14 protein-coding genes and 2 rRNA genes (1 of these 16 running past the window's edge) are annotated in these 17,690 nt (G+C 58.2%); 5 read left to right on the top strand and 11 right to left on the bottom strand.

Annotated features, from left to right (window positions below):
• The 4 genes from BUA39_RS13490 to BUA39_RS13475 form a co-directional block, all read left to right on the top strand.
• A 23S ribosomal RNA gene (locus tag BUA39_RS13490) occupies positions 1 to 1,684 on the top strand; it begins 1,223 nt to the left of the window's first position.
• Between the two features lie 180 nt (positions 1,685 to 1,864).
• Positions 1,865 to 1,979: ribosomal RNA gene (gene rrf / locus BUA39_RS13485) — 5S ribosomal RNA — on the top strand.
• Between the two features lie 207 nt (positions 1,980 to 2,186).
• On the top strand, positions 2,187 to 3,179 hold the full coding sequence (gene acuI, locus BUA39_RS13480; RefSeq protein WP_072793726.1) for an acrylyl-CoA reductase (NADPH): 993 nt from the start codon (positions 2,187 to 2,189) through the stop codon (positions 3,177 to 3,179).
• A 182-nt stretch (positions 3,180 to 3,361) separates the two neighbouring features.
• Entirely contained in the window at positions 3,362 to 5,314 is a 1,953-nt protein-coding gene (locus BUA39_RS13475; protein WP_072793752.1) for an acyl CoA:acetate/3-ketoacid CoA transferase, read from the top strand.
• Here the strand turns inward: BUA39_RS13475 and cobF are convergent.
• The 6 genes from cobF to cbiE are packed head-to-tail and all read right to left on the bottom strand — an operon-like array spanning position 5,311 to position 10,447.
• A complete protein-coding gene (gene cobF, locus BUA39_RS13470; RefSeq protein ID WP_072793725.1) occupies positions 5,311 to 6,072 on the bottom strand; it encodes a precorrin-6A synthase (deacetylating) in 762 nt (253 codons plus the stop codon). The two genes, BUA39_RS13475 and cobF, sit on opposite strands and share 4 nt — an antisense overlap.
• A 3-nt stretch (positions 6,073 to 6,075) precedes the next feature.
• On the bottom strand, positions 6,076 to 6,795 hold the full coding sequence (gene cobA, locus BUA39_RS13465; RefSeq protein ID WP_072793724.1) for a uroporphyrinogen-III C-methyltransferase: 720 nt from the start codon (positions 6,793 to 6,795) through the stop codon (positions 6,076 to 6,078).
• Positions 6,792 to 8,108, bottom strand: a complete 1,317-nt coding sequence (locus BUA39_RS13460) for a cobyrinic acid a,c-diamide synthase CobB (protein WP_072793723.1) — start codon at positions 8,106 to 8,108, stop codon at positions 6,792 to 6,794. Before BUA39_RS13460 ends, cobA begins: the two co-directional genes overlap by 4 nt.
• Positions 8,095 to 8,889 carry a precorrin-4 C(11)-methyltransferase gene (cobM, locus tag BUA39_RS13455; RefSeq protein ID WP_072793722.1) on the bottom strand — a complete coding sequence of 265 codons (795 nt, stop codon included), beginning with the start codon at positions 8,887 to 8,889 and terminating at the stop codon, positions 8,095 to 8,097. Before cobM ends, BUA39_RS13460 begins: the two co-directional genes overlap by 14 nt.
• On the bottom strand, positions 8,886 to 9,248 hold the full coding sequence (locus tag BUA39_RS13450) for a cobalamin biosynthesis protein (RefSeq protein WP_072793721.1): 363 nt from the start codon (positions 9,246 to 9,248) through the stop codon (positions 8,886 to 8,888). The genes cobM and BUA39_RS13450 overlap by 4 nt, the downstream gene beginning before the upstream one ends.
• On the bottom strand, positions 9,245 to 10,447 hold the full coding sequence (cbiE, locus tag BUA39_RS13445) for a precorrin-6y C5,15-methyltransferase (decarboxylating) subunit CbiE (protein ID WP_072793720.1): 1,203 nt from the start codon (positions 10,445 to 10,447) through the stop codon (positions 9,245 to 9,247). The genes BUA39_RS13450 and cbiE overlap by 4 nt, the downstream gene beginning before the upstream one ends.
• On the opposite strand from cbiE, the gene BUA39_RS13440 reads away from it, so the two are divergent.
• Positions 10,446 to 11,204 (top strand): cobalt-precorrin-6A reductase, encoded by a 759-nt coding sequence (locus BUA39_RS13440; RefSeq protein ID WP_072793719.1) that lies wholly within the window; start codon positions 10,446 to 10,448, stop codon positions 11,202 to 11,204. The genes cbiE and BUA39_RS13440 overlap by 2 nt on opposite strands.
• Here BUA39_RS13440 and cobJ read toward each other — a convergent pair.
• The 5 genes from cobJ to cobN are packed head-to-tail and all read right to left on the bottom strand — an operon-like array spanning position 11,177 to position 17,686.
• Complete coding sequence (gene cobJ, locus BUA39_RS13435) at positions 11,177 to 11,929, bottom strand: precorrin-3B C(17)-methyltransferase (RefSeq protein ID WP_072793718.1); 753 nt, start codon at positions 11,927 to 11,929, stop codon at positions 11,177 to 11,179. The genes BUA39_RS13440 and cobJ overlap by 28 nt on opposite strands.
• The gene (gene cobI, locus BUA39_RS13430) at positions 11,926 to 12,651 is read right to left on the bottom strand and encodes a precorrin-2 C(20)-methyltransferase (protein WP_072793717.1); all 726 of its coding nucleotides are present in this window, start codon (positions 12,649 to 12,651) and stop codon (positions 11,926 to 11,928) included. The genes cobJ and cobI overlap by 4 nt, the downstream gene beginning before the upstream one ends.
• Positions 12,652 to 12,654: 3 nt before the next feature.
• On the bottom strand, positions 12,655 to 13,284 hold the full coding sequence (locus tag BUA39_RS13425; RefSeq protein ID WP_072793716.1) for a precorrin-8X methylmutase: 630 nt from the start codon (positions 13,282 to 13,284) through the stop codon (positions 12,655 to 12,657).
• Positions 13,284 to 14,414, bottom strand: coding sequence for a cobalamin biosynthesis protein CobG (locus BUA39_RS13420; RefSeq protein WP_072793715.1), 1,131 nt, complete (start codon positions 14,412 to 14,414; stop codon positions 13,284 to 13,286). The genes BUA39_RS13425 and BUA39_RS13420 overlap by 1 nt, the downstream gene beginning before the upstream one ends.
• Entirely contained in the window at positions 14,411 to 17,686 is a 3,276-nt protein-coding gene (gene cobN, locus BUA39_RS13415; protein ID WP_072793714.1) for a cobaltochelatase subunit CobN, read from the bottom strand. The genes BUA39_RS13420 and cobN overlap by 4 nt, the downstream gene beginning before the upstream one ends.
• Positions 17,687 to 17,690 lie beyond the last annotated feature (4 nt).

Genomic DNA, 17,690 nt, shown 5'->3' with positions numbered 1-17,690 from the left:
CAGAGCGTAGTGTGACATAGCTTCATGTCTCTTTAACTCATTGATATCGTATCAATTTGTTGCTGGAGGATTTAGTCCTCAAGTAGCGAAGCGGTAGGACATCATATAATGAGTGTCGGAGACACGAAGCTTTCGATGAAGCTGGGGCGTGAGCCATCCGGTGGAGAGATCACTAGTGAGAATGATGACATGAGTAGCGACAAAGAGTGTGAGAGACACTCTCGCCGAAAGTCCAAGGGTTCCTGCTTAAAGCTAATCTGAGCAGGGTAAGCCGACCCCTAAGGCGAGGCCGAAAGGCGTAGTCGATGGGAACCAGGTTAATATTCCTGGGCCAGATGGAAGTGACGGATTGCGACGGTTGTTCCTCCTTATTGGATTGGAGGGGCCGCTTAGCAGTTCCTGGAAATAGCTCCATCGCTAGATCGTACCCTAAACCGACACAGGTGGACTGGTAGAGAATACCAAGGCGCTTGAGAGAACGATGTTGAAGGAACTCGGCAAAATACCTCCGTAAGTTCGCGAGAAGGAGGCCCAGTTTCTACGCAAGTATTGGCTGGGGGCACAAACCAGGGGGTGGCGACTGTTTACTAAAAACACAGGGCTCTGCGAAGTCGCAAGACGACGTATAGGGTCTGACGCCTGCCCGGTGCCTGAAGGTTAAAAGGAGGGGTGAGAGCTCCGAATTGAAGCCCAGGTAAACGGCGGCCGTAACTATAACGGTCCTAAGGTAGCGAAATTCCTTGTCGGGTAAGTTCCGACCTGCACGAATGGCGTAACGACTTCCCCACTGTCTCCAACATCGACTCAGCGAAATTGAATTGCCTGTCAAGATGCAGGCTTCCCGCGGTTAGACGGAAAGACCCCGTGCACCTTTACTACAGCTTCACACTGGCATCAGGCCATGCATGTGCAGGATAGGTGGTGGGCATTGAAACCGTGACGCCAGTCGCGGTGGAGCCTCCCTTGAGATACCACCCTTGCATTGCTTGATGTCTAACCGCGGTCCGTTATCCGGATCCGGGACCCTGTGTGGCGGGTAGTTTGACTGGGGCGGTCGCCTCCTAAAGCGTAACGGAGGCGCGCGAAGGTTGGCTCAGAGCGGTCGGAAATCGCTCGTTGAGTGCAATGGCAGAAGCCAGCCTGACTGCAAGACTGACAAGTCGAGCAGAGTCGAAAGACGGCCATAGTGATCCGGTGGTCCCGAGTGGAAGGGCCATCGCTCAACGGATAAAAGGTACGCCGGGGATAACAGGCTGATACTGCCCAAGAGTCCATATCGACGGCAGTGTTTGGCACCTCGATGTCGGCTCATCTCATCCTGGGGCTGGAGCAGGTCCCAAGGGTACGGCTGTTCGCCGTTTAAAGAGGTACGTGAGCTGGGTTTAGAACGTCGTGAGACAGTTCGGTCCCTATCTGCCGTGGGTGTAGGATACTTGAGAGGAGTTGCCCCTAGTACGAGAGGACCGGGGTGAACGATCCACTGGTGGACCTGTTGTTGCGCCAGCAGCAGTGCAGGGTAGCTATGATCGGACAGGATAACCGCTGAAGGCATCTAAGCGGGAAGCCCCCCTCAAAACAAGGTATCCCTGAGGACCGTGGTAGACCACCACGTCGATAGGCCGGAGATGTAAGTGCAGCAATGCATTCAGTTGACCGGTACTAATGGTCCGATAGGCTTGATTTGATCCAGTAATAGACAGACATCTATTCTGCGATCCAGAAGCATACACAACACACAGTACAAATTGATGAAATTCCAAAGCGCTCAAGTAGCGTAAGCGGTAGCGCATCAATAAATGACTTGGACAACACCCTCGATTTTGCAAAAAATGCAAATGTCGAACCCTCTAGGCCGTTTATTCGGTTTGGTGATCATAGCACGAGTGAAACACCCGGTCCCTTTCCGAACCCGGCAGTTAAGCACCGTTGCGCCGATGGTACTGCATCTTAAGGTGTGGGAGAGTAGGGCATCGCCAAACCTAATAAACAGCCTACAGAGTGTCTCTCAAAAACGATGATCTAATTGAAGCCGCCCCACGGGGCGGTTTTTCTGTTTCTACGCCCTTCCATTTGGTCCCATTTGGCGCCCGACCTTGCGTCACGTCTTGGGTTTGCCGCCTTCGTACGCTTTTTGTGATCCAGAATTTACCTATAGTGGTGGCAGAGAGGGAAGGGGAGAAATTACCATGTTTCAAGCGATTGTTATCGACAAACAGGACGAGCAGCAGATTGCGCAGCTGACACAGTTGACCGAGGAACACCTGCCAGAGGGCGACGTGACGGTTGAAGTGGCCTATTCGACTTTGAATTACAAAGACGCCTTGGCGCTAACAGGGCGCGCGCCGATTATCCGTAAGTTTCCAATGAGTCCGGGTATTGATTTCTCAGGCGTTGTCCGAGAGAGCCAGCACCCTGACTTCGCACCGGGAGATCGCGTCGTGCTGAATGGCTGGGGGGTCGGGGAACGTCACTCGGGCGGCTTGGCAGAACTGGCGCGCGTAAAAGGCGATTGGTTGGTGCGCTTGCCAGATCACATGTCTTTGCGCCAAGCGATGGCCATCGGCACGGCGGGCTATACATCGATGCTTTGCGTGATGGCGCTTGAGGATCATGGGATCACACCGGATGCTGGAGAGATTGTGGTCACTGGGGCTGCGGGCGGCGTGGGCAGTGTGGCGGTGGCGGTCTTGTCCGCACTTGGCTACAAAGTTGCGGCGGTCACAGGGCGCACGGAAGAAAGCGAATATTTACAATCTCTTGGCGCGACAAGCATCGTAGACCGGAGCGAGCTTGAAGGGAAGCTGCGTCCGCTGGCCGGGGAACGTTGGGCCGCTGGAATCGACGTTGTCGGCAGCGCGATGTTGGCGAACTTGCTTTCTGCGATCAAATACCGCGGGATTGTGGCGGCTTGTGGATTGGCAGGAGGAATGGACCTGCCGGCATCTGTCGCCCCCTTTATTCTAAGGGGTGTCACGCTTGCCGGAATTGACAGCGTCATGTGCCCAAAACCAGAGCGACAGCGGGCTTGGGACCGGTTGGCAACGGATCTGGATATGGAAAAGCTGCGCGCGATGGAAACCGAAGTCCCATTGGAAAATGCCATTGAGACAGCGGCGAAATTGCTGGCGGGTGAGGTGCGCGGCCGGGTGGTGGTCCCGATCAATCCGTCCTTTACTTAGGAGCAATGCACACGATTGTATTCAGTTGTGTGCAAAAAATGCAATGATTTCTGTGGGTTATGTGCCGCTGATCGGCCATGGATTGGCGTAAACGGGATATAGCGTTTCAAATTTCTCGCCAAGATAAAGCATCGTCAGGCCTGTTGATGGAACCATGGCCGCGATTGCGCTTGGGGGAAGACATGCAGGACAAGACGACGACAGCCGATCAAGCCATGGCGTTGATCCGGGATGGGGACGTTGTAACGACCACCGGATTTGTCCAAAGTTGCATTCCCGAGATGCTGCATGCAGCACTCGAGAAACGGTTTTTGGACAAGGGTCACCCACGCGATCTGACATTGGTGATGTGCGCTGGGGCCGGGGACAGCAAGGGGCTTGGAACCGGTCGGTTGCATCACGAAGGGCTTCTGAAACGCGTGATTGCTGGCAACTTTGGGCGCATGCCAAAGGTGGCGCAGGCGGCGATGGATGAAAAGATCTGTGGCTATAACCTGCCGCAGGGGGTCATCTCGCAGCTTTACAGGGCTTGCGCGGCGGGGCAGCCGGGGCTCTTTTCCAAGGTGGGGCTGCACACGTTTGTGGACCCGCGCTATGGCGGCGGCAAGGTGAACAAGAAGACTCAGGAGGACATCGTCAAAAGCCATGTCATCGATGGGGAAGAGTGGCTTTTCTACAAGGCCACCAAGATCGATGTGGCCTTTATTCGTGGCACAAGTGCTGACCCTTCGGGCAATATTTCCATGGAGAAAGAAGCGCTTACCTTGGATTGTCTGGCCCAAGCGATGGCGGCGCATAACAACGGCGGGATCGTGATTGCGCAGGTCGAACGCATTGTCGAAGAGGGTTCGATCTCTCCGAAAGACGTGAAGGTGCCGGGTATCCTTGTTGACTGTGTTGTGGTTGCTGACCCGCCTGAGATGCACCGCATGAACTATGGCGTGATGTATGATCCTGGTCTTTCGGGTGAAATCCGCGTGCCGACCAAAGGCATGCTCAAGATGCCGCTGGATCAGCGCAAGATCATTGCGCGGCGCGCGGCTTTTGAGTTGCCGCCCAATGGCGCAGTCAACCTGGGCGTCGGTGCACCGGACGGCGTTGCGGCCATTGCGAATGAGGAAAAGGTTACCCCCTATATCACGCTGACAACCGAGGCTGGTGCAGTCGGCGGCGTCTTGGCGGGCGGGTCGAGCTTTGGCTCCTCCCGCAATGCCCACGCCATTATGGATCAGAACCAAATGTTTGATTTCTATGATGGCGGCGGTTTGGACCTGACCTGCCTTGGCATGGCGGAATGCGATGCTTGGGGGAATGTGAACTCTTCGCGGTTTGGCGGCAAACTCAACGGGTCGGGCGGCTTCATCAACATCTCGCAGAACTCGCGTGCCGTGGTTTTTGCGGGGACCTTCACGGCAGGCGGTTTGCAGATAGCCCTAGAAGACGGGCAATTGCGCATCGTGCAGGAGGGGCGCAATAGGAAGTTTGTGCAGGACATAGAACAGATCACGTTCTCTGGCACCTATGCCAGCAGCCGCAACCAGCCGGTGCTCTATGTGACGGAACGCTGCGTGTTCCAATTGACCGATCGCGGAATTGAACTGATCGAGGTTGCGCCGGGCATCGATATTGACCGCGATATTCTTGCGCACATGAGCTTTCGGCCGTTGATGGAAAACGTGATCGAAATGGATGCGCGGATTTTCCAAGACAAGCCCATGGGATTGCTGGATGATCTGCTGAACGCAAATCTAGCGGACCGCGTCACCTATGAGGCGGAACGGAATATGATGTTTGTGAACCTCGAAGGGTGGAGCATCAAAAAGAAACAGGATGTCGAAGACCTAACGCGCGTTTTGGAAGAGGCCTGCAAGAAAACGGGGCGCAAGGTAAAGTCGATCGTGAACCAGAACGGGTTCCGCGTGGCCGAGGACCTTTACGAAGATTATATGAAATCAGTGGTTTACCTGCTAAAGCGCTACAGTGTCACAACTGCGCATTTCTCCACCAGTGCCTTTATGCGCCTGAAAATGCGAGAGGCGCTTTCAAGCCGCAGCCTACGCCCGCACATCTTTGAAACCTCAGAAGAGGCGCGAGTGGCGTTGGAGGGATCGGGCGCATCGGGGATGCGTGGTTAGTCGGCCCGTTTGCGCATCAGGTAGATGTCCATGATCCAACCGTTTTCAGCACGCGCTTCGGCGCGTGTTTGAATGATGTCATCGGATATTTCAGCCAGCAATCCAGCGCGCAGAACCTGTTGCGGCATGCCGACATAGCCGCCCCACCAGATGTCGATCTGCTGTGCGTCCGATAGGTGTTGGAACGAACATTCCCCGTCCAGCATTACCGCGACTGTATCTGCACCCAGTGGCCAACCATGATCGCGCAATTGCCGACCCGTCGTGATAATAACGGGTGCGCCAAGGTCATTTAGGGGAATGGCGTGCGCGGCTGTCAGCATCTGCAATGAGGTGATGCCGGGAACGACCTGAACGTCGATCTGCAGCCCTTGCGCCTTTAGGCGGTCGGCTATCCGCAGCGTGCTGTCATAGAGCGACGGGTCGCCCCAAACCATCAACGCGACATGGGCGTCGGAGCCAGAATGGTCATGGATCAAACCGCTCCAGATTTTGGCCAGCGCGTCATGCCAAGTGTTTACGCCGTCTAGGTATTTCGGCGTCTTGGCGTCGCGCACCGGGTAGTCAAATTCAACAACCTTAGGGGCCGTCTGCAGCACCTCTGCGACAATGCCCCGGCGCAGGTCGGCGAGGTCGGATTTTTCATCTCCCTTGCGTGGCAATAGGATCAGGTCGGCCGCTTCAAGCGTTTTGATGGCCTGCAGCGTCAAGTGATCTGGGTTGCCTGACCCAATACCAACCAGCGAAAGCGCGATCATTGCCTAGGCCTCCGCCAGTTCGCCAAAGAGGATCAGGCCCGGGGCAGAGGTGATCTCTGTCGCCAGCTTTTGGGCAAGTGCTTCCATTGTAGTGCGCTCTAGCGTCTGATCCGGGTGGCTTACATTTTCGGCCAAAAGGGCCGGGCAGTCGCGGCGCAGTCCGGTGGCGAACAGTTTGTCTGCCAGTTCCGGGAAGGTCCTTTTCGGCATGAAAAGCACGGTGGTTGCACCGGGGTCGGCAAGAGATTGCAGATTCAGGTCGCCCGGCAAGGCCCCTGCTACGTCATGGCCCGTCACAAATTGCACACGCCGCGCCACAAGGCGACGCGTTAGGGGTATGCCCGCCGCTGCCGCCGCCGCGCAGGCAGAGGTTACGCCGGGGATTATTTCATAGGCGATGCTCGCAGCCCTAAGCGCGGTGATCTCTTCTTCCAAGCGGCCAAAGATGCCCGAGTCGCCGGATTTCAAACGCACAACGTTCGCGCCTGTTTGGGCATAGTCCACCAATAGCTGGCTGACGTGATCCTGTTTTGGCGAAGGACGCCCTGCGCGTTTTCCAACACCGACTAGGTCGGTTTCTGGGCCCGCATGTTCCAAAATCGGCCCCGCGCTGAGGTCATCAAACAGGATGGCATCCGCTTTTTGCAACCGGTTGACGGCTTTCACCGTCAAAAGCTCGGGGTCGCCGGGGCCTGAACTGACGAAACTGACAAAGCCGCTCATGTTTTGGCCTCTGCAATCAGGTGGAAAAACGTGCCGGTGACGTTGCCTTTGACGGAACCGGTCTCGGGTACTGGATTTCCGTCTGCGTCACCGACCTGCGCCAAGGGCGTGTCGGGTTCTTCCAAAATAGTTGAATAATGGAATTCATGCCCACGCAGCCGCGCGCCTGTGTCAAAGCCAAGCATGGGGGCATTCAGGGTGGCTTGGCGGTAACCAAGGTGGAACTTGCGCTTTTCATAAGAGGTCACCAGACCAAGCAGCCCCAGCATCTGGTGACGATGGCCGTCTTTGTCGATCAGCGCCTCGCCCAAAGCCATGTAGCCACCGCATTCGCCGTGCACGGGCTTCGTTTCCGCATGTCTGCGGATCGCCGCGCGGAACTGCGATGCTGCGGCCAGTTTCCCGGCATGCAATTCGGGATAGCCGCCGGGCAGCCAGACAAGGTCGGCGTCTGGGGAGGGAGACTCGTCGGCAAGCGGTGAGAACGGTGCGATTTCCGCACCCGCTGCGCGCCAGCCTTCGACAAGATGCGGGTATGTAAAACTAAAAGCCGCGTCCTGCGCCATCGCAATTTTCTGTGCGGGTGGCTTGGGCAGGTCGCCTTGGCGCAAGGCACCTGCTGCTGCGGCGCTTTTGATCGCCACTAGGTCCACATTCTCGCGCAGGAAGGCGGCGTAGCCCGCAATCGCGGCCTCAAGATCTGGGTGTTCGACCGCTTGGATCAGGCCCAAATGCCGCTCAGGCAAGGCAAGGTCGCCGCGGCGGGGCAGAACGCCAAGGACTTTGACGCCCGCCTTTTCCATGCCAAGGCGTGTCAGCCTTTCATGGCGTAGGCTGGCGCAGCGGTTCAGGATGACGCCTGCGAAAGGCAGATCGGGATTGTAAGCCTTAAATCCAAGCGCCGTCGCAGCGGCAGACTGCGCTTGGCCGCCGACATCAATTACCAATATGACCGGCCAGCCCATGGTCAGCGCTGTTTCAGCCGAGGAACCGAACCCGCACTCGCCTTTGGTCGCAACGCCGTCAAAAAGCCCCATGGAGCCTTCGGCAACAATGATATCCGCGCCTGCAGATTGTTGTGACACGCCGCCAATCAGTCCGTCATGCATGGCCCATGTGTCAATATTGAACGATGGGCGACCTGCCGCGGCGCGGTGAAATGCCGGGTCGATATAGTCCGGACCGGATTTAAAGGGCTGCACCTTCAGCCCGTCCTCGGCCAGTGCCCGCAGAAGACCCAGCATCACAGTGGTTTTTCCGGTCCCGGAAGAGGGGGCCGAAATCAATATACCAGGGGCGTTAATCATCGCCATGACTCCAGCTGGACCAAGGGCTGTCTGCCGTTTGAGGCCGGTAGCGCCGGTCGTAATCCGTTGCATAAAGGCAGCTTTCCTCGAACCCTTCGCCTGCAAGCGCAGGGCCAACAAGGATTAAGGCCGTCCGCGTGACATGTTCTGGTACATCAGCTTTCATGGCGGCCAAAGATGTGCGTATGATCTCTTGATCGGGCCAGCTTGCGCGATAGACCACCGCCACTGGGCAATCTGCGCCGTAATGCGGCGTCAGCTCGGTCACAACAGAGTCCAGATTGCCAATCGACAGGTGGATCGCCAGCGTTGCGCCGGTGGCGGCGAAATTCGTGAGCGTCTCGCCTTCGGGCATCGTCGACGCGCGGCCCGGCGTGCGGGTCAGAACCACCGATTGCGCCAAGCCGGGTAAAGTGAGTTCCGTGCCCAAAGCCGCCGCCGCCGCCGCAAAACTTGGCACGCCGGGCGTGACCGAGACAGGGATGCCCTCGGCCTTCAATCGACGCAGTTGTTCCCCCATGGCGGACCAAACCGACAGGTCGCCTGAGTGCAGCCGCGCCACGTCTTTCCCCGCGTCTGTTGCGGATTTGCAGGCGGCAACGATGGCGTCCAGATCCATGGGCGCGGTGTTGATGATCTCGGCACCTTCTGGGCAATGGGATAGGATTTCATCGGGCACCAAACTGCCCGCATAAAGGCAAACAGGGCAGCGCGCGATCAGGTCGCGGCCCCGTAGGGTGATCAGGTCAGCTGCGCCCGGTCCGGCACCGATAAAATGAACGGTCACAGGTCTTGTCCTTCTGCCAAGGCACATGTTGCCATGCGGTCTTCCGAGATATGCCGGGCTGCGATCAAACGCGGGTTTGCCCCTGCTGCCACCAAAGCGCAAGCCTCTGCCACCGACCCGGTGCCGCGTTTTTCGATGACGCGTGGTGCCTGTGTTTGCGTTTCTACGGCCTGCATGTCCGCAGCAGAAATCTTGTACACTGGCAGGTCCAAATCGGCAGCCAGTTGTTTGAAACATAACGCTCCGGCTTTGTCGTCAGGAACGGCAATGGCATCCGCTCCACCGCCAAGTTTCTCATAAGCGTTTTTCAGGCTCTTGGCACTTGCGCCCGTGCGGAAACCAAATCCGGCGACGATCATAGGGTGACACTCCATTGCACAATTGGAAAACTGGCCTTCCAGCCGCGTTTTCGGCCCAAGGGTTTGCTTTCGCTTAGTTCAAACCGCAATAAATCACCGCCTTTGCGGCTGTGCCATGCGGCCAATAGCATCTCTGCTTCCAGAGTCACCCCATTGGCCACCAGTCGTGTGCCGCTTGTGACGTTCGCGCAAATCCAGTGCAGCATCTCATCGCTGATACCGCCGCCAATAAAAATCGCATCTGGTTTCAGTTGATCCGCTAGGGCAGCAGGCGCAGCGCCGGTGACAACGGTCAGATCCAAACCAAACTCAGCGGCATTGACTTTGATCCGCTCGGCGCGCGTGGGGTCAACTTCAAAGACGGTTGCCGACAGCGAAGGCCCGCAGAGCAGCCATTCAATGCTAATCGATCCGGAACCGCCACCGATGTCCCACAGGTGCTCCCCATATTGCGGCGCAAGGGCCGAGAGGGTCAGCGCGCGGGTTGGGCGTTTGGTGATCTGGCCGTCGTTGGCAAAGAAGCTGTTGGGGCGCCCAGACGCGAGTGGCAGCACCGGTCCGTCGCCTTTGATGTCCAGACCAACAAGAACCGGATGCTGGATATCTACTGGCACTTCCGTTGCCAGTACGGCTCGCACGCGTTCACGCGGCCCACCAAGCGCCTCAAGTATGTGGACTTCGGTCGCGCCGAACCCAGCGCCATCCAACCATTGACCTAAATCACTGACCGCAGCGCCATCGCGCAAGGTGCAAAGAACCTTCTGGCCCGAAGCCAACAAGGGCCGCAGCCTTCCAAAGGGGGCAGCGTGCAGTCCAAGGCAAGGTGTTTTCTCCAAAGCCCAGCCCAGATTGGCAGCGGCAAGCGACACGCTGCTGACGGCTGGCAGGGTCCTATATTCTTCTTTGTTCAAAATACTCAAAAGACTACCGCCCGCCCCGTGCCAGAACGGATCGCCCGAGGCGAGGACAACTGTCGCCTGGCCTCGAAAAGTCTGCAGCAAGGGTAATCCATCGGAAAAAGGCACCGGCCATTCAACCAAATTTGCGGTGAGGTCTGGCAACAACCCAAGATGCCGCTTGGCCCCCATGACAATTTCCGCGGCCTGCAGCGCCTTCAGGCTTGCAGGTGGCAGCCCTTCTGCGCCATCTTCGCCCAATCCGACGATGGTCAGCCAAGGTTGAGGAGCGAGATCAGACATGACGCAAAACCTCCTTATTCTGGGCGGCACTACCGAGGCGAGTGCCTTGGCCAAACTGGTCGCGGCTACGGGTCTGAAGGCGACGTTCAGCTATGCCGGGCGTGTTGCCAACCCAAAGGTTCAGCCGCTCCCGACGCGAGAGGGGGGCTTTGGCGGCGTCGAAGGTCTGGTGCAGTACATCCGTGACCACAACATCAGCCATGTGATTGATGCCACGCACCCTTTTGCCGCGCAGATGAGTTGGAATGCTTTTGAAGCTAGCAAGCAAACCGGCGTGGCTTTGGCCGCCCTGACGCGCCCGGCTTGGCAGCCGGTGGCCGGAGACAACTGGCAGGTTGTACCCGACATGGCAGGGGCGATTGCTGCGTTGGAGGGCCCATCGCAGCGTGTGATGCTGGCGCTGGGGCGTTTGCATATGAATGACTTCGCCGCGCAACCGCAACATCACTACGTTCTGAGGCTGGTGGATGCGCCCGAGGACGCTCCGGCACTGCCCAAACACACTGTTGTGGTGGCGCGCGGGCCGTTTGATGTCGAGGGAGACATCGCGCTTTTCAAAGAGCACGACGTTGATGTCGTCGTGTGTAAAAATGCCGGCGGCACTGGAGCAGCGGCCAAAATCCACGCAGCTCGGGCGCTTGGATTGCCTGTTATTATGATTGATCGCCCCAAACTGCCTGCGCGCGTAGACTGCGCGACGCCCGAAGCGGTATTGAAGTGGGTGAACGCTCATCCTGCTACAGACCGTGGTGTATAGACCAGCGGCGCGCCATCGCGCTCGATGATCCGGGTCTGCGACGACCCAAGCAATACCACAGTGCGCATGTCTGCCATGTCCTCGGTCACCTCGGTCAGTGGCACGATTTTGATCGCTTGATCCGGGCGACTGACATTTCGCGCGAAGATCATTGGCCGATCATCTCCGCAGGCGTCGCGCAGAGTTTTCAGTGCTTTGCCAAACCCCTCGGGACGAGATTTGGAGCGCGGATTGTAAAACGCCATGGCAAAATCAGCCTCTGCCGCCAAACGCAGCCGCTTTTCGATCAAAGACCATGGTTTCATATTGTCGCTTAAGTTGATGGCGCAGAAATCATGGCCCAAAGGCGCGCCACAAGCGGCTGAGGCAGCAAGCATCGCCGTTATTCCGGGCAAGACCTGAATATCAAGATCGCGCCAATGCGCCTCGCCATGTTCAACGGCTTCGAGAACCGCGGCGGCCATCGCGAACACCCCTGGATCACCAGAAGACACCACGACAACACGTTTGCCCTCAGTGGCCATTTCCAAAGCATGACGGGAACGGTCGATTTCGACGCGATTGTCCGACGCGTGTTTGGTCAACCCATCCCGCGCGGGTATGCGCTCGACGTAAGGAATGTAGCCGACAACATCAGTCGCCTGCGCAATGGCGGTTTGCACCTCGGGTGTGATCAGGGCATCCTTGCCCGGCCCAATGCCAACGATGGTGACAGAGCCGCTCATGGACGACGTCCCTGACCGTGCACCACGATGATCGAGAAATACGGAGTCACATTTTCGGTCACCTCAGACAGCTTGCTGACGGTCTGTTTGCCCATGGTTGCGAATTGCACCAAATAGGCATCGTCATACTTGCCGCCCGCTTTTAAGGCGCGGATCACCTTTTCAAAATTGGTGCCGATTTTCATGATCACCAAAGCATCCGTATCCGCGATGTGCTGGATCAATTTGCCTTCGCCCAGCGTGCCCATCAGTACGGTCAGCACGTCATCACCCCAGGTGATCGGCGCGCCCGTTGCCGTCCATGCGCCCGACATGCCGGTGATTGCGGGGACAACTTCGGTTGGAACGTGATCTTTGACGCGTGTGTAGATGTGCATGAAGGAGCCATAAAAGAACGGATCCCCTTCACACAGCACCACCACGTCTTCGCCAGATTTCGCGAGTGCGATCAAGTGGTCTGTGATCTCCGCGTAGAAACTTGAAAGCATTTCGTTGTAGCGCGGATCGGTCAGTGGAATTTCGGTCGTCACGGGGTATTCCATCGGGAACTCAATCGCGCCCTCTGGGATCATGCCGTCGACAATCGCGCGCGCCTGACCTTTGCGACCCGCTTTGCGGAAAAATGCTACGTGTTTTGCATTGGTCAGCAAACGATGGGTTTTGACGCTCATCAAGTCCGGGTCGCCGGGGCCTAGGCCGATGCCATAGATGGTGCCGCTCATGGCTTATTCCTTTCGGCTAGCGATGGCGTTGATGGCGGCAACGGTCATGGCAGAGCCGCCAAGACGCCCTTCGACGATCATGCAAGGCACCGGCTGATCTTGCCACAGCGCGTCTTTGCTTTCCATTGCGCCGACAAAGCCAACCGGACAGCCAATAATCGCCGCTGGGCGCGGGCAATCTGGATCTTCGAGCATGTTGAGCAGGTGGAAAAGCGCAGTGGGCGCATTCCCAATCGCAACGATTGCGCCGCCAAGGCGGTCTCGCCAATGTTCCAGCGCTGCGGCGGACCGTGTATTGCCCATCTTCTTGGCTAGTTCGTAAATGCCATCTGCGTGGAGGGTGCAGATCACTTCATTGTCCGCCGGTAGGCGCGGGCGCGTGACACCTTCAGAGACCATGCGCGCATCACAAAAGATCGGTGCGCCGTTTTCCATGGCAGATCGCGCTGCGGCGACCATGCCGGGGGTAAACTTCACAAACTTCTCAAGCCCGACCATGCCCGCTGCGTGGATCATACGCACGACAACCTGCTCTTCGTCTTGGTCAAAGCCTGCCAAATCCGCCTCGCGCCGGATCGTGGCAAAGCTTTCGTCATAAATGGCTTGGCCGTTTTTTTCGTAATCGTAAGGCATCAAAACTCTCCGATGCGGTTGAGCAGGTCATTTTCGGTCAGGCCGGTTTGGGTGGGCTCATCCCATGGCAGCCCGTTTTTCACAAGGTCAAAGCGGCCTTCTCGCCCCACGAGGGTGAGGCCTGCTTTGCGCGGATGGGCGCACCCTTTGGCGCAGCCGCTGACATGCAAGGACGCATCGGTGCGGCCCGCGATTTTGCGCGCCAATGCGCGGGTTTCCACGGACGCTGCCGTACAGAGAGGCGCTCCGGGGCAGGCGCTTACCATCAGGATGGGATCATCCGCGCGGGTCACAAAGGTATCTGTGTCCACAGGCGCTGCGTCCTCGGTCAGGAACAGTCGCCAAGGGGTCACCCGCAGCGCGCGGCAGCCAGAACGCGAGACAAGATCGGCCAGTTGAGATGCCTCGATCTGTCCAAACGGCGCGCCGTAGACTGCGCCCTGCTGTCTAGGGCCGGGCACAACAGCCGACCCAATATTCAGTGGGGGCGTCGTGCGCCAGGCCTGTGGCAAAGGCGTTACGTCGGCATGCGCATGCATGCGGCGGGATTGGATGCCATCTGTTTCGATGAACCAATGAGCCATCTCAATAACGGCAGGGATCGCGGTTTCTTCGGTGACCTCGCGACCCAAAGCACAGCCATCCGCCCGCACGATAAGGCCTGCCGCACTGCGTTCTATGCGAATATCGGTGGAGTTATTCTGAAAAACGGGCGCAGGGCCGGTGTCGATGGCGAAGCCAAATTTGGCGGGCAAGTCGGGTAGATCAGAAAGCCGAGCGTAAAGGTTGCGCGCCAAGCGTTCTGTTAGATCACTCACCTGCCAGAAAGGGGCAATCAAAATATTGCGCCGCGCCTCTAGCTGCGGGTTATCCGGCAAGAGATCAAGCGCGTTCAATGCTTCCAGCAGTGCTTCGTGATCTGTTTCGGTTACGCCTCGGATTTGCAGATTGGCTCGGCTTGTCAGGTCAATCATGCCTGAACCATAGCGCTGCGACAGTTCACAAAGTCCGAGGGCCTGCTTTGCTGTCAGGCGGGCCATTACGGGGCGCACGCGGACCACAAGACCGTCACCTGACATCATCGGCTTATAGGCACCGGGGCACCAACCTTTCGCGGCGGGGCGGCTCATGGCGCGGTCTCCAGGTCGGCGAGGATTGAATTGCGGCGGGTCTGCCAAAGGCCAGCATCATAAAGCGCGGCAAAGCGGTCGCGCATTGCGGCGAGGGCTTGCGGGTTGTTTTCACTTAGGAAAGCGACAATGGCGTCATTGCCCAATGTTGCCTCGTGATAGGCGTCAAACAGCGCAGGATGTACGGCATCTGCCAGATGGGCAAAGGCCGCCATATGCTCCAACGTCGCCGCTATTTCTGCGCCGCCGCGGAACCCGTGCCGCATCATTCCAGCCAGCCAGTCCGGGTTGGTGGCGCGGGCGTGCACGACGCGCGCAACCTCTTCGTCCAAGGTGCGGGCGCGTGGCTTCGCCGGATTTGTCGCATCCAGATGGTAGAGCGCTGCATTGCCGCCGGTGACGGTTTGCGCGGCTTTGAACCCCGCTTCGTGGCTTGCATAGTCGACGGCCAAAAGGATGTCGGTTTCCGGCATGTCCTGCAGGTGCACAAAGCTGTCAGCAGCAGCAACGCGATGTCGAATGCCGGTCTGGTCTTGATGCGGCTTGTCTTGGTCGAGCGCCCAGCTGGACGCGGAAAGCCAAGCCTCGCCCGCTTTCTGTTTTGCGTCATCGCCGTAATCGGTCAAATGCCCCATCCCAAGCCCATAACAGCCCGGCGCAGGCCCATAGACGCGCGGCGCGGGCGTTTCGCCCACAAAGGGATTCCAATCGGGGCTTTCTTCACGATCTGCGAGGGCGCGAACAGCTTGGGAAAAGAGGGCTGAAAGCGTCGGGAAGACATCCCGGAATAGGCCCGAGACACGCAGGGTCACGTCCAAGCGGGGGCGTTCAAGCATAGCAATGGGAAGGATTTCGACACCCGAGACGCGTTCTGATCCTTCGTCCCACACCGGTTTTGCACCCAGCAAGTGCAGCGCCATGGCGAATTCTTCCCCCGCCGTGCGCATGGTAGCCGAGCCCCAAAGGTCCACGATCAGGTTTTTCGGATAATCGCCCTCGTCTTGCAGATGTTTGCGCACGAGTTCTTCGGCCAATTTCACACCCTGCGCATAGGCCGCGCGCGTCGGCACGCTACGGGGGTCGGTTGTGAAAAGATTGCGTCCGGTTGGCAGCACATCGGTACGCCCTCGGTAAGGCGACCCGGATGGGCCAGCCTCGATGCGCTTGCCATGAATGGCGCGGATCAGCGCTTCGCGTTCGGCTTTGGCCGACGGGGCGGCGTCGAACGCGGTTTGAGTGTCAGGGGCGCGGCCAAAGATGTGCAGCCCGTCGCCGAACTGGCTTTCCTTGATGTCACAGACAAAGGTGTCGATGCGCGTGATCGCCTCTGCAAGAGAGGTCGCGGCACCAAGACCAAGCTGGTCAGCAAGACCCAGAGCTTCGGCTTCGCTGCGGATGCTGTCCTGCAGCCGGTCGCGCCGCTTTGGGTCCAAACCGTCGGCGTTTGAGAATTCATCCAGCAGGCTTTCCAGGATGGCGAACCGTTGTGGAGTGGCGCTTTCTTTTAGCGGTGGGGGGACATGGCCGAGGGTCACAGCCCCAATGCGGCGTTTGGCCTGCGCGGCCTCGCCGGGGTCATTCACGATGAACGGGTAGATGACCGGGCGGTGACCAGTAAGGACTTCGGGCCAGCAATTGCCAGACAGGGCGACCGACTTACCTGGCAGCCATTCCAGCGTGCCATGCGCGCCAACATGCACGATGGCATGGGTATCGAATTGGTGTTGGAGCCAAAGGTAGAAGGCGACATAACTGTGGCGCGGCGTGCGGGCGAGGTCGTGATATTCATCTTCACGCACAGCGTCTGACCCGCGTTCAGGCTGTAGCGCGATCAGCAGATTGCCGCGTTGGGTGGCTGCGAATTGAAATGCGCCGCTTTCACAGGATGGGTCATTCGACGGATCGCCCCAGACTTCTGCCAAGTCATCCTGCAAAGACTGAGGGAGTTGTTTCAAAGCAGCTTGGTAGACAGCAATAGACCATTTGATCTTTTCTGAGGACAGCGCCTTTTCCAAAGGCGCTCCGGCTGAAACCTGCAGGCCCTCATTGCTGAAATCATCGGCAATTGCTTCGGCACTTGCGAAGGCGTCCAATCCTACGGCATGGGCCATGTTCCAATTCTGACCGGGGTAGGTCGAAAGCACCATAGCCACACGCTTTTCGGCCATTGGCGTCTGCTCCAAGCGCACCCAACCGCAGACCTTATCCGCGATTGCTGCGATCCGATCAGGCGCGGCGCGGTGCCCGAACCGGGAGTATTCCAGCGCAGGGTCTTTCTTGCCGGGTTCTTTGAAGCTGGCGACCCCCGCAAAAAGACGACCATCGACTTCGGGTAAAACCACATGCATGGCCAAATCCGCCGGGGCCAGACCACGTTCCGCGTCTGCCCATGCCTTTTGGCGGCTGGTCGCCAGTGCCATCTGGAAAACCGGCGCGTCTGTCGCATCAAGCGGAGAAGCTCCGTCATCGCCTTTGCCGGAAAAGGCCGTGGCGTTCACAACGGCAGCAGGCTGCAAGTTTTGCAGCGTTTCGGCGATCCACGCAGCGGCTGCCGGTTGTTTCAGGGTGGGCGCAAAGAGGCCGATTACCTCGTAACCGCGGGTTTCAAACTCTGCCGCGATGGCCTCGATTGGGTCCAGATCTGCCGCTGTCAGGTACGAACGGTAAAAGGAGAGAACAATCAGCGGCTTGTCAGTTTGGCGCGCAGCCTCGCAGACGCCTATATTAGGCCGCCAAGCGCCAAAATCCGGCACGGTTTTGCTGCCCATCACTGGCTTTGCATAAAGCCCCGCTGCCAAAGCAAGCTGAGCCAACGCCGCCTGCGCGGCCACCGCGCCGCCGGTATCGCAAAGATGCGTCAGCCGGTCCAAAGTGGACTTAGGAAGGGTCGAAACCTCATCCAATCGGGTGTCCGGGCGACCGTCGGCGGGCAGCACAGCAAGGGCCAAGCCTTTGCGGCGGGCCAAATCTTGCAGTTGCTGGATGCCGTAGGACCAATAGGGGATGCCGCCAATCAGGCGCACCAAAACGGCCTTTGCACCCTCCAAGGTCTGTTCAACATAGGTGTCGACAGACAGAGGGTGTTTTAGTGCCGCCAGATTAGCCAGCCGCAAGGACGGCAAATCGCCATTCGCACGATGCCATCCTGCCGCGAAAGCACCAAGGTCGCTGTCAGAGAACGACAAAACCACCAGATCGGCCGGGCTTTGGGCCAGGTCAATCGGGGTTTCGGTTTCCTCTAACCCATGGCTTTCGCGAAAGACGACATGCATGTCT

It is taken from the genome of Cognatishimia maritima, from assembly GCF_900129685.1.
Classification (GTDB): domain Bacteria; phylum Pseudomonadota; class Alphaproteobacteria; order Rhodobacterales; family Rhodobacteraceae; genus Cognatishimia; species Cognatishimia maritima.
This window is presented reverse-complemented; position numbering and strand designations above follow the sequence as displayed.

Excerpts from the sequence above, each read along its gene's own strand:
- BUA39_RS13450 (WP_072793721.1), bottom strand. The coding sequence starts at position 9,248 with ATGATCGTCGCCGGATTTGGTTTCCGCACGGGCGCAAGTGCCAAGAGC.
- BUA39_RS13440 (WP_072793719.1), top strand. The coding sequence starts at position 10,446 with ATGACGCAAAACCTCCTTATTCTGGGCGGCACTACCGAGGCGAGTGCC.
- cbiE (WP_072793720.1), bottom strand. The coding sequence starts at position 10,447 with ATGTCTGATCTCGCTCCTCAACCTTGGCTGACCATCGTCGGATTGGGC.
- cobN (WP_072793714.1), bottom strand. The coding sequence starts at position 17,686 with ATGCATGTCGTCTTTCGCGAAAGCCATGGGTTAGAGGAAACCGAAACC.
- BUA39_RS13425 (WP_072793716.1), bottom strand. The coding sequence starts at position 13,284 with ATGCCTTACGATTACGAAAAAAACGGCCAAGCCATTTATGACGAAAGC.
- acuI (WP_072793726.1), top strand. The coding sequence starts at position 2,187 with ATGTTTCAAGCGATTGTTATCGACAAACAGGACGAGCAGCAGATTGCG.
- cobJ (WP_072793718.1), bottom strand. The coding sequence starts at position 11,929 with ATGAGCGGCTCTGTCACCATCGTTGGCATTGGGCCGGGCAAGGATGCC.
- BUA39_RS13475 (WP_072793752.1), top strand. The coding sequence starts at position 3,362 with ATGCAGGACAAGACGACGACAGCCGATCAAGCCATGGCGTTGATCCGG.
- cobA (WP_072793724.1), bottom strand. The coding sequence starts at position 6,795 with ATGAGCGGCTTTGTCAGTTTCGTCAGTTCAGGCCCCGGCGACCCCGAG.
- BUA39_RS13460 (WP_072793723.1), bottom strand. The coding sequence starts at position 8,108 with ATGGCGATGATTAACGCCCCTGGTATATTGATTTCGGCCCCCTCTTCC.
- cobI (WP_072793717.1), bottom strand. The coding sequence starts at position 12,651 with ATGAGCGGCACCATCTATGGCATCGGCCTAGGCCCCGGCGACCCGGAC.
- cobF (WP_072793725.1), bottom strand. The coding sequence starts at position 6,072 with ATGATCGCGCTTTCGCTGGTTGGTATTGGGTCAGGCAACCCAGATCAC.
- BUA39_RS13420 (WP_072793715.1), bottom strand. The coding sequence starts at position 14,414 with ATGAGCCGCCCCGCCGCGAAAGGTTGGTGCCCCGGTGCCTATAAGCCG.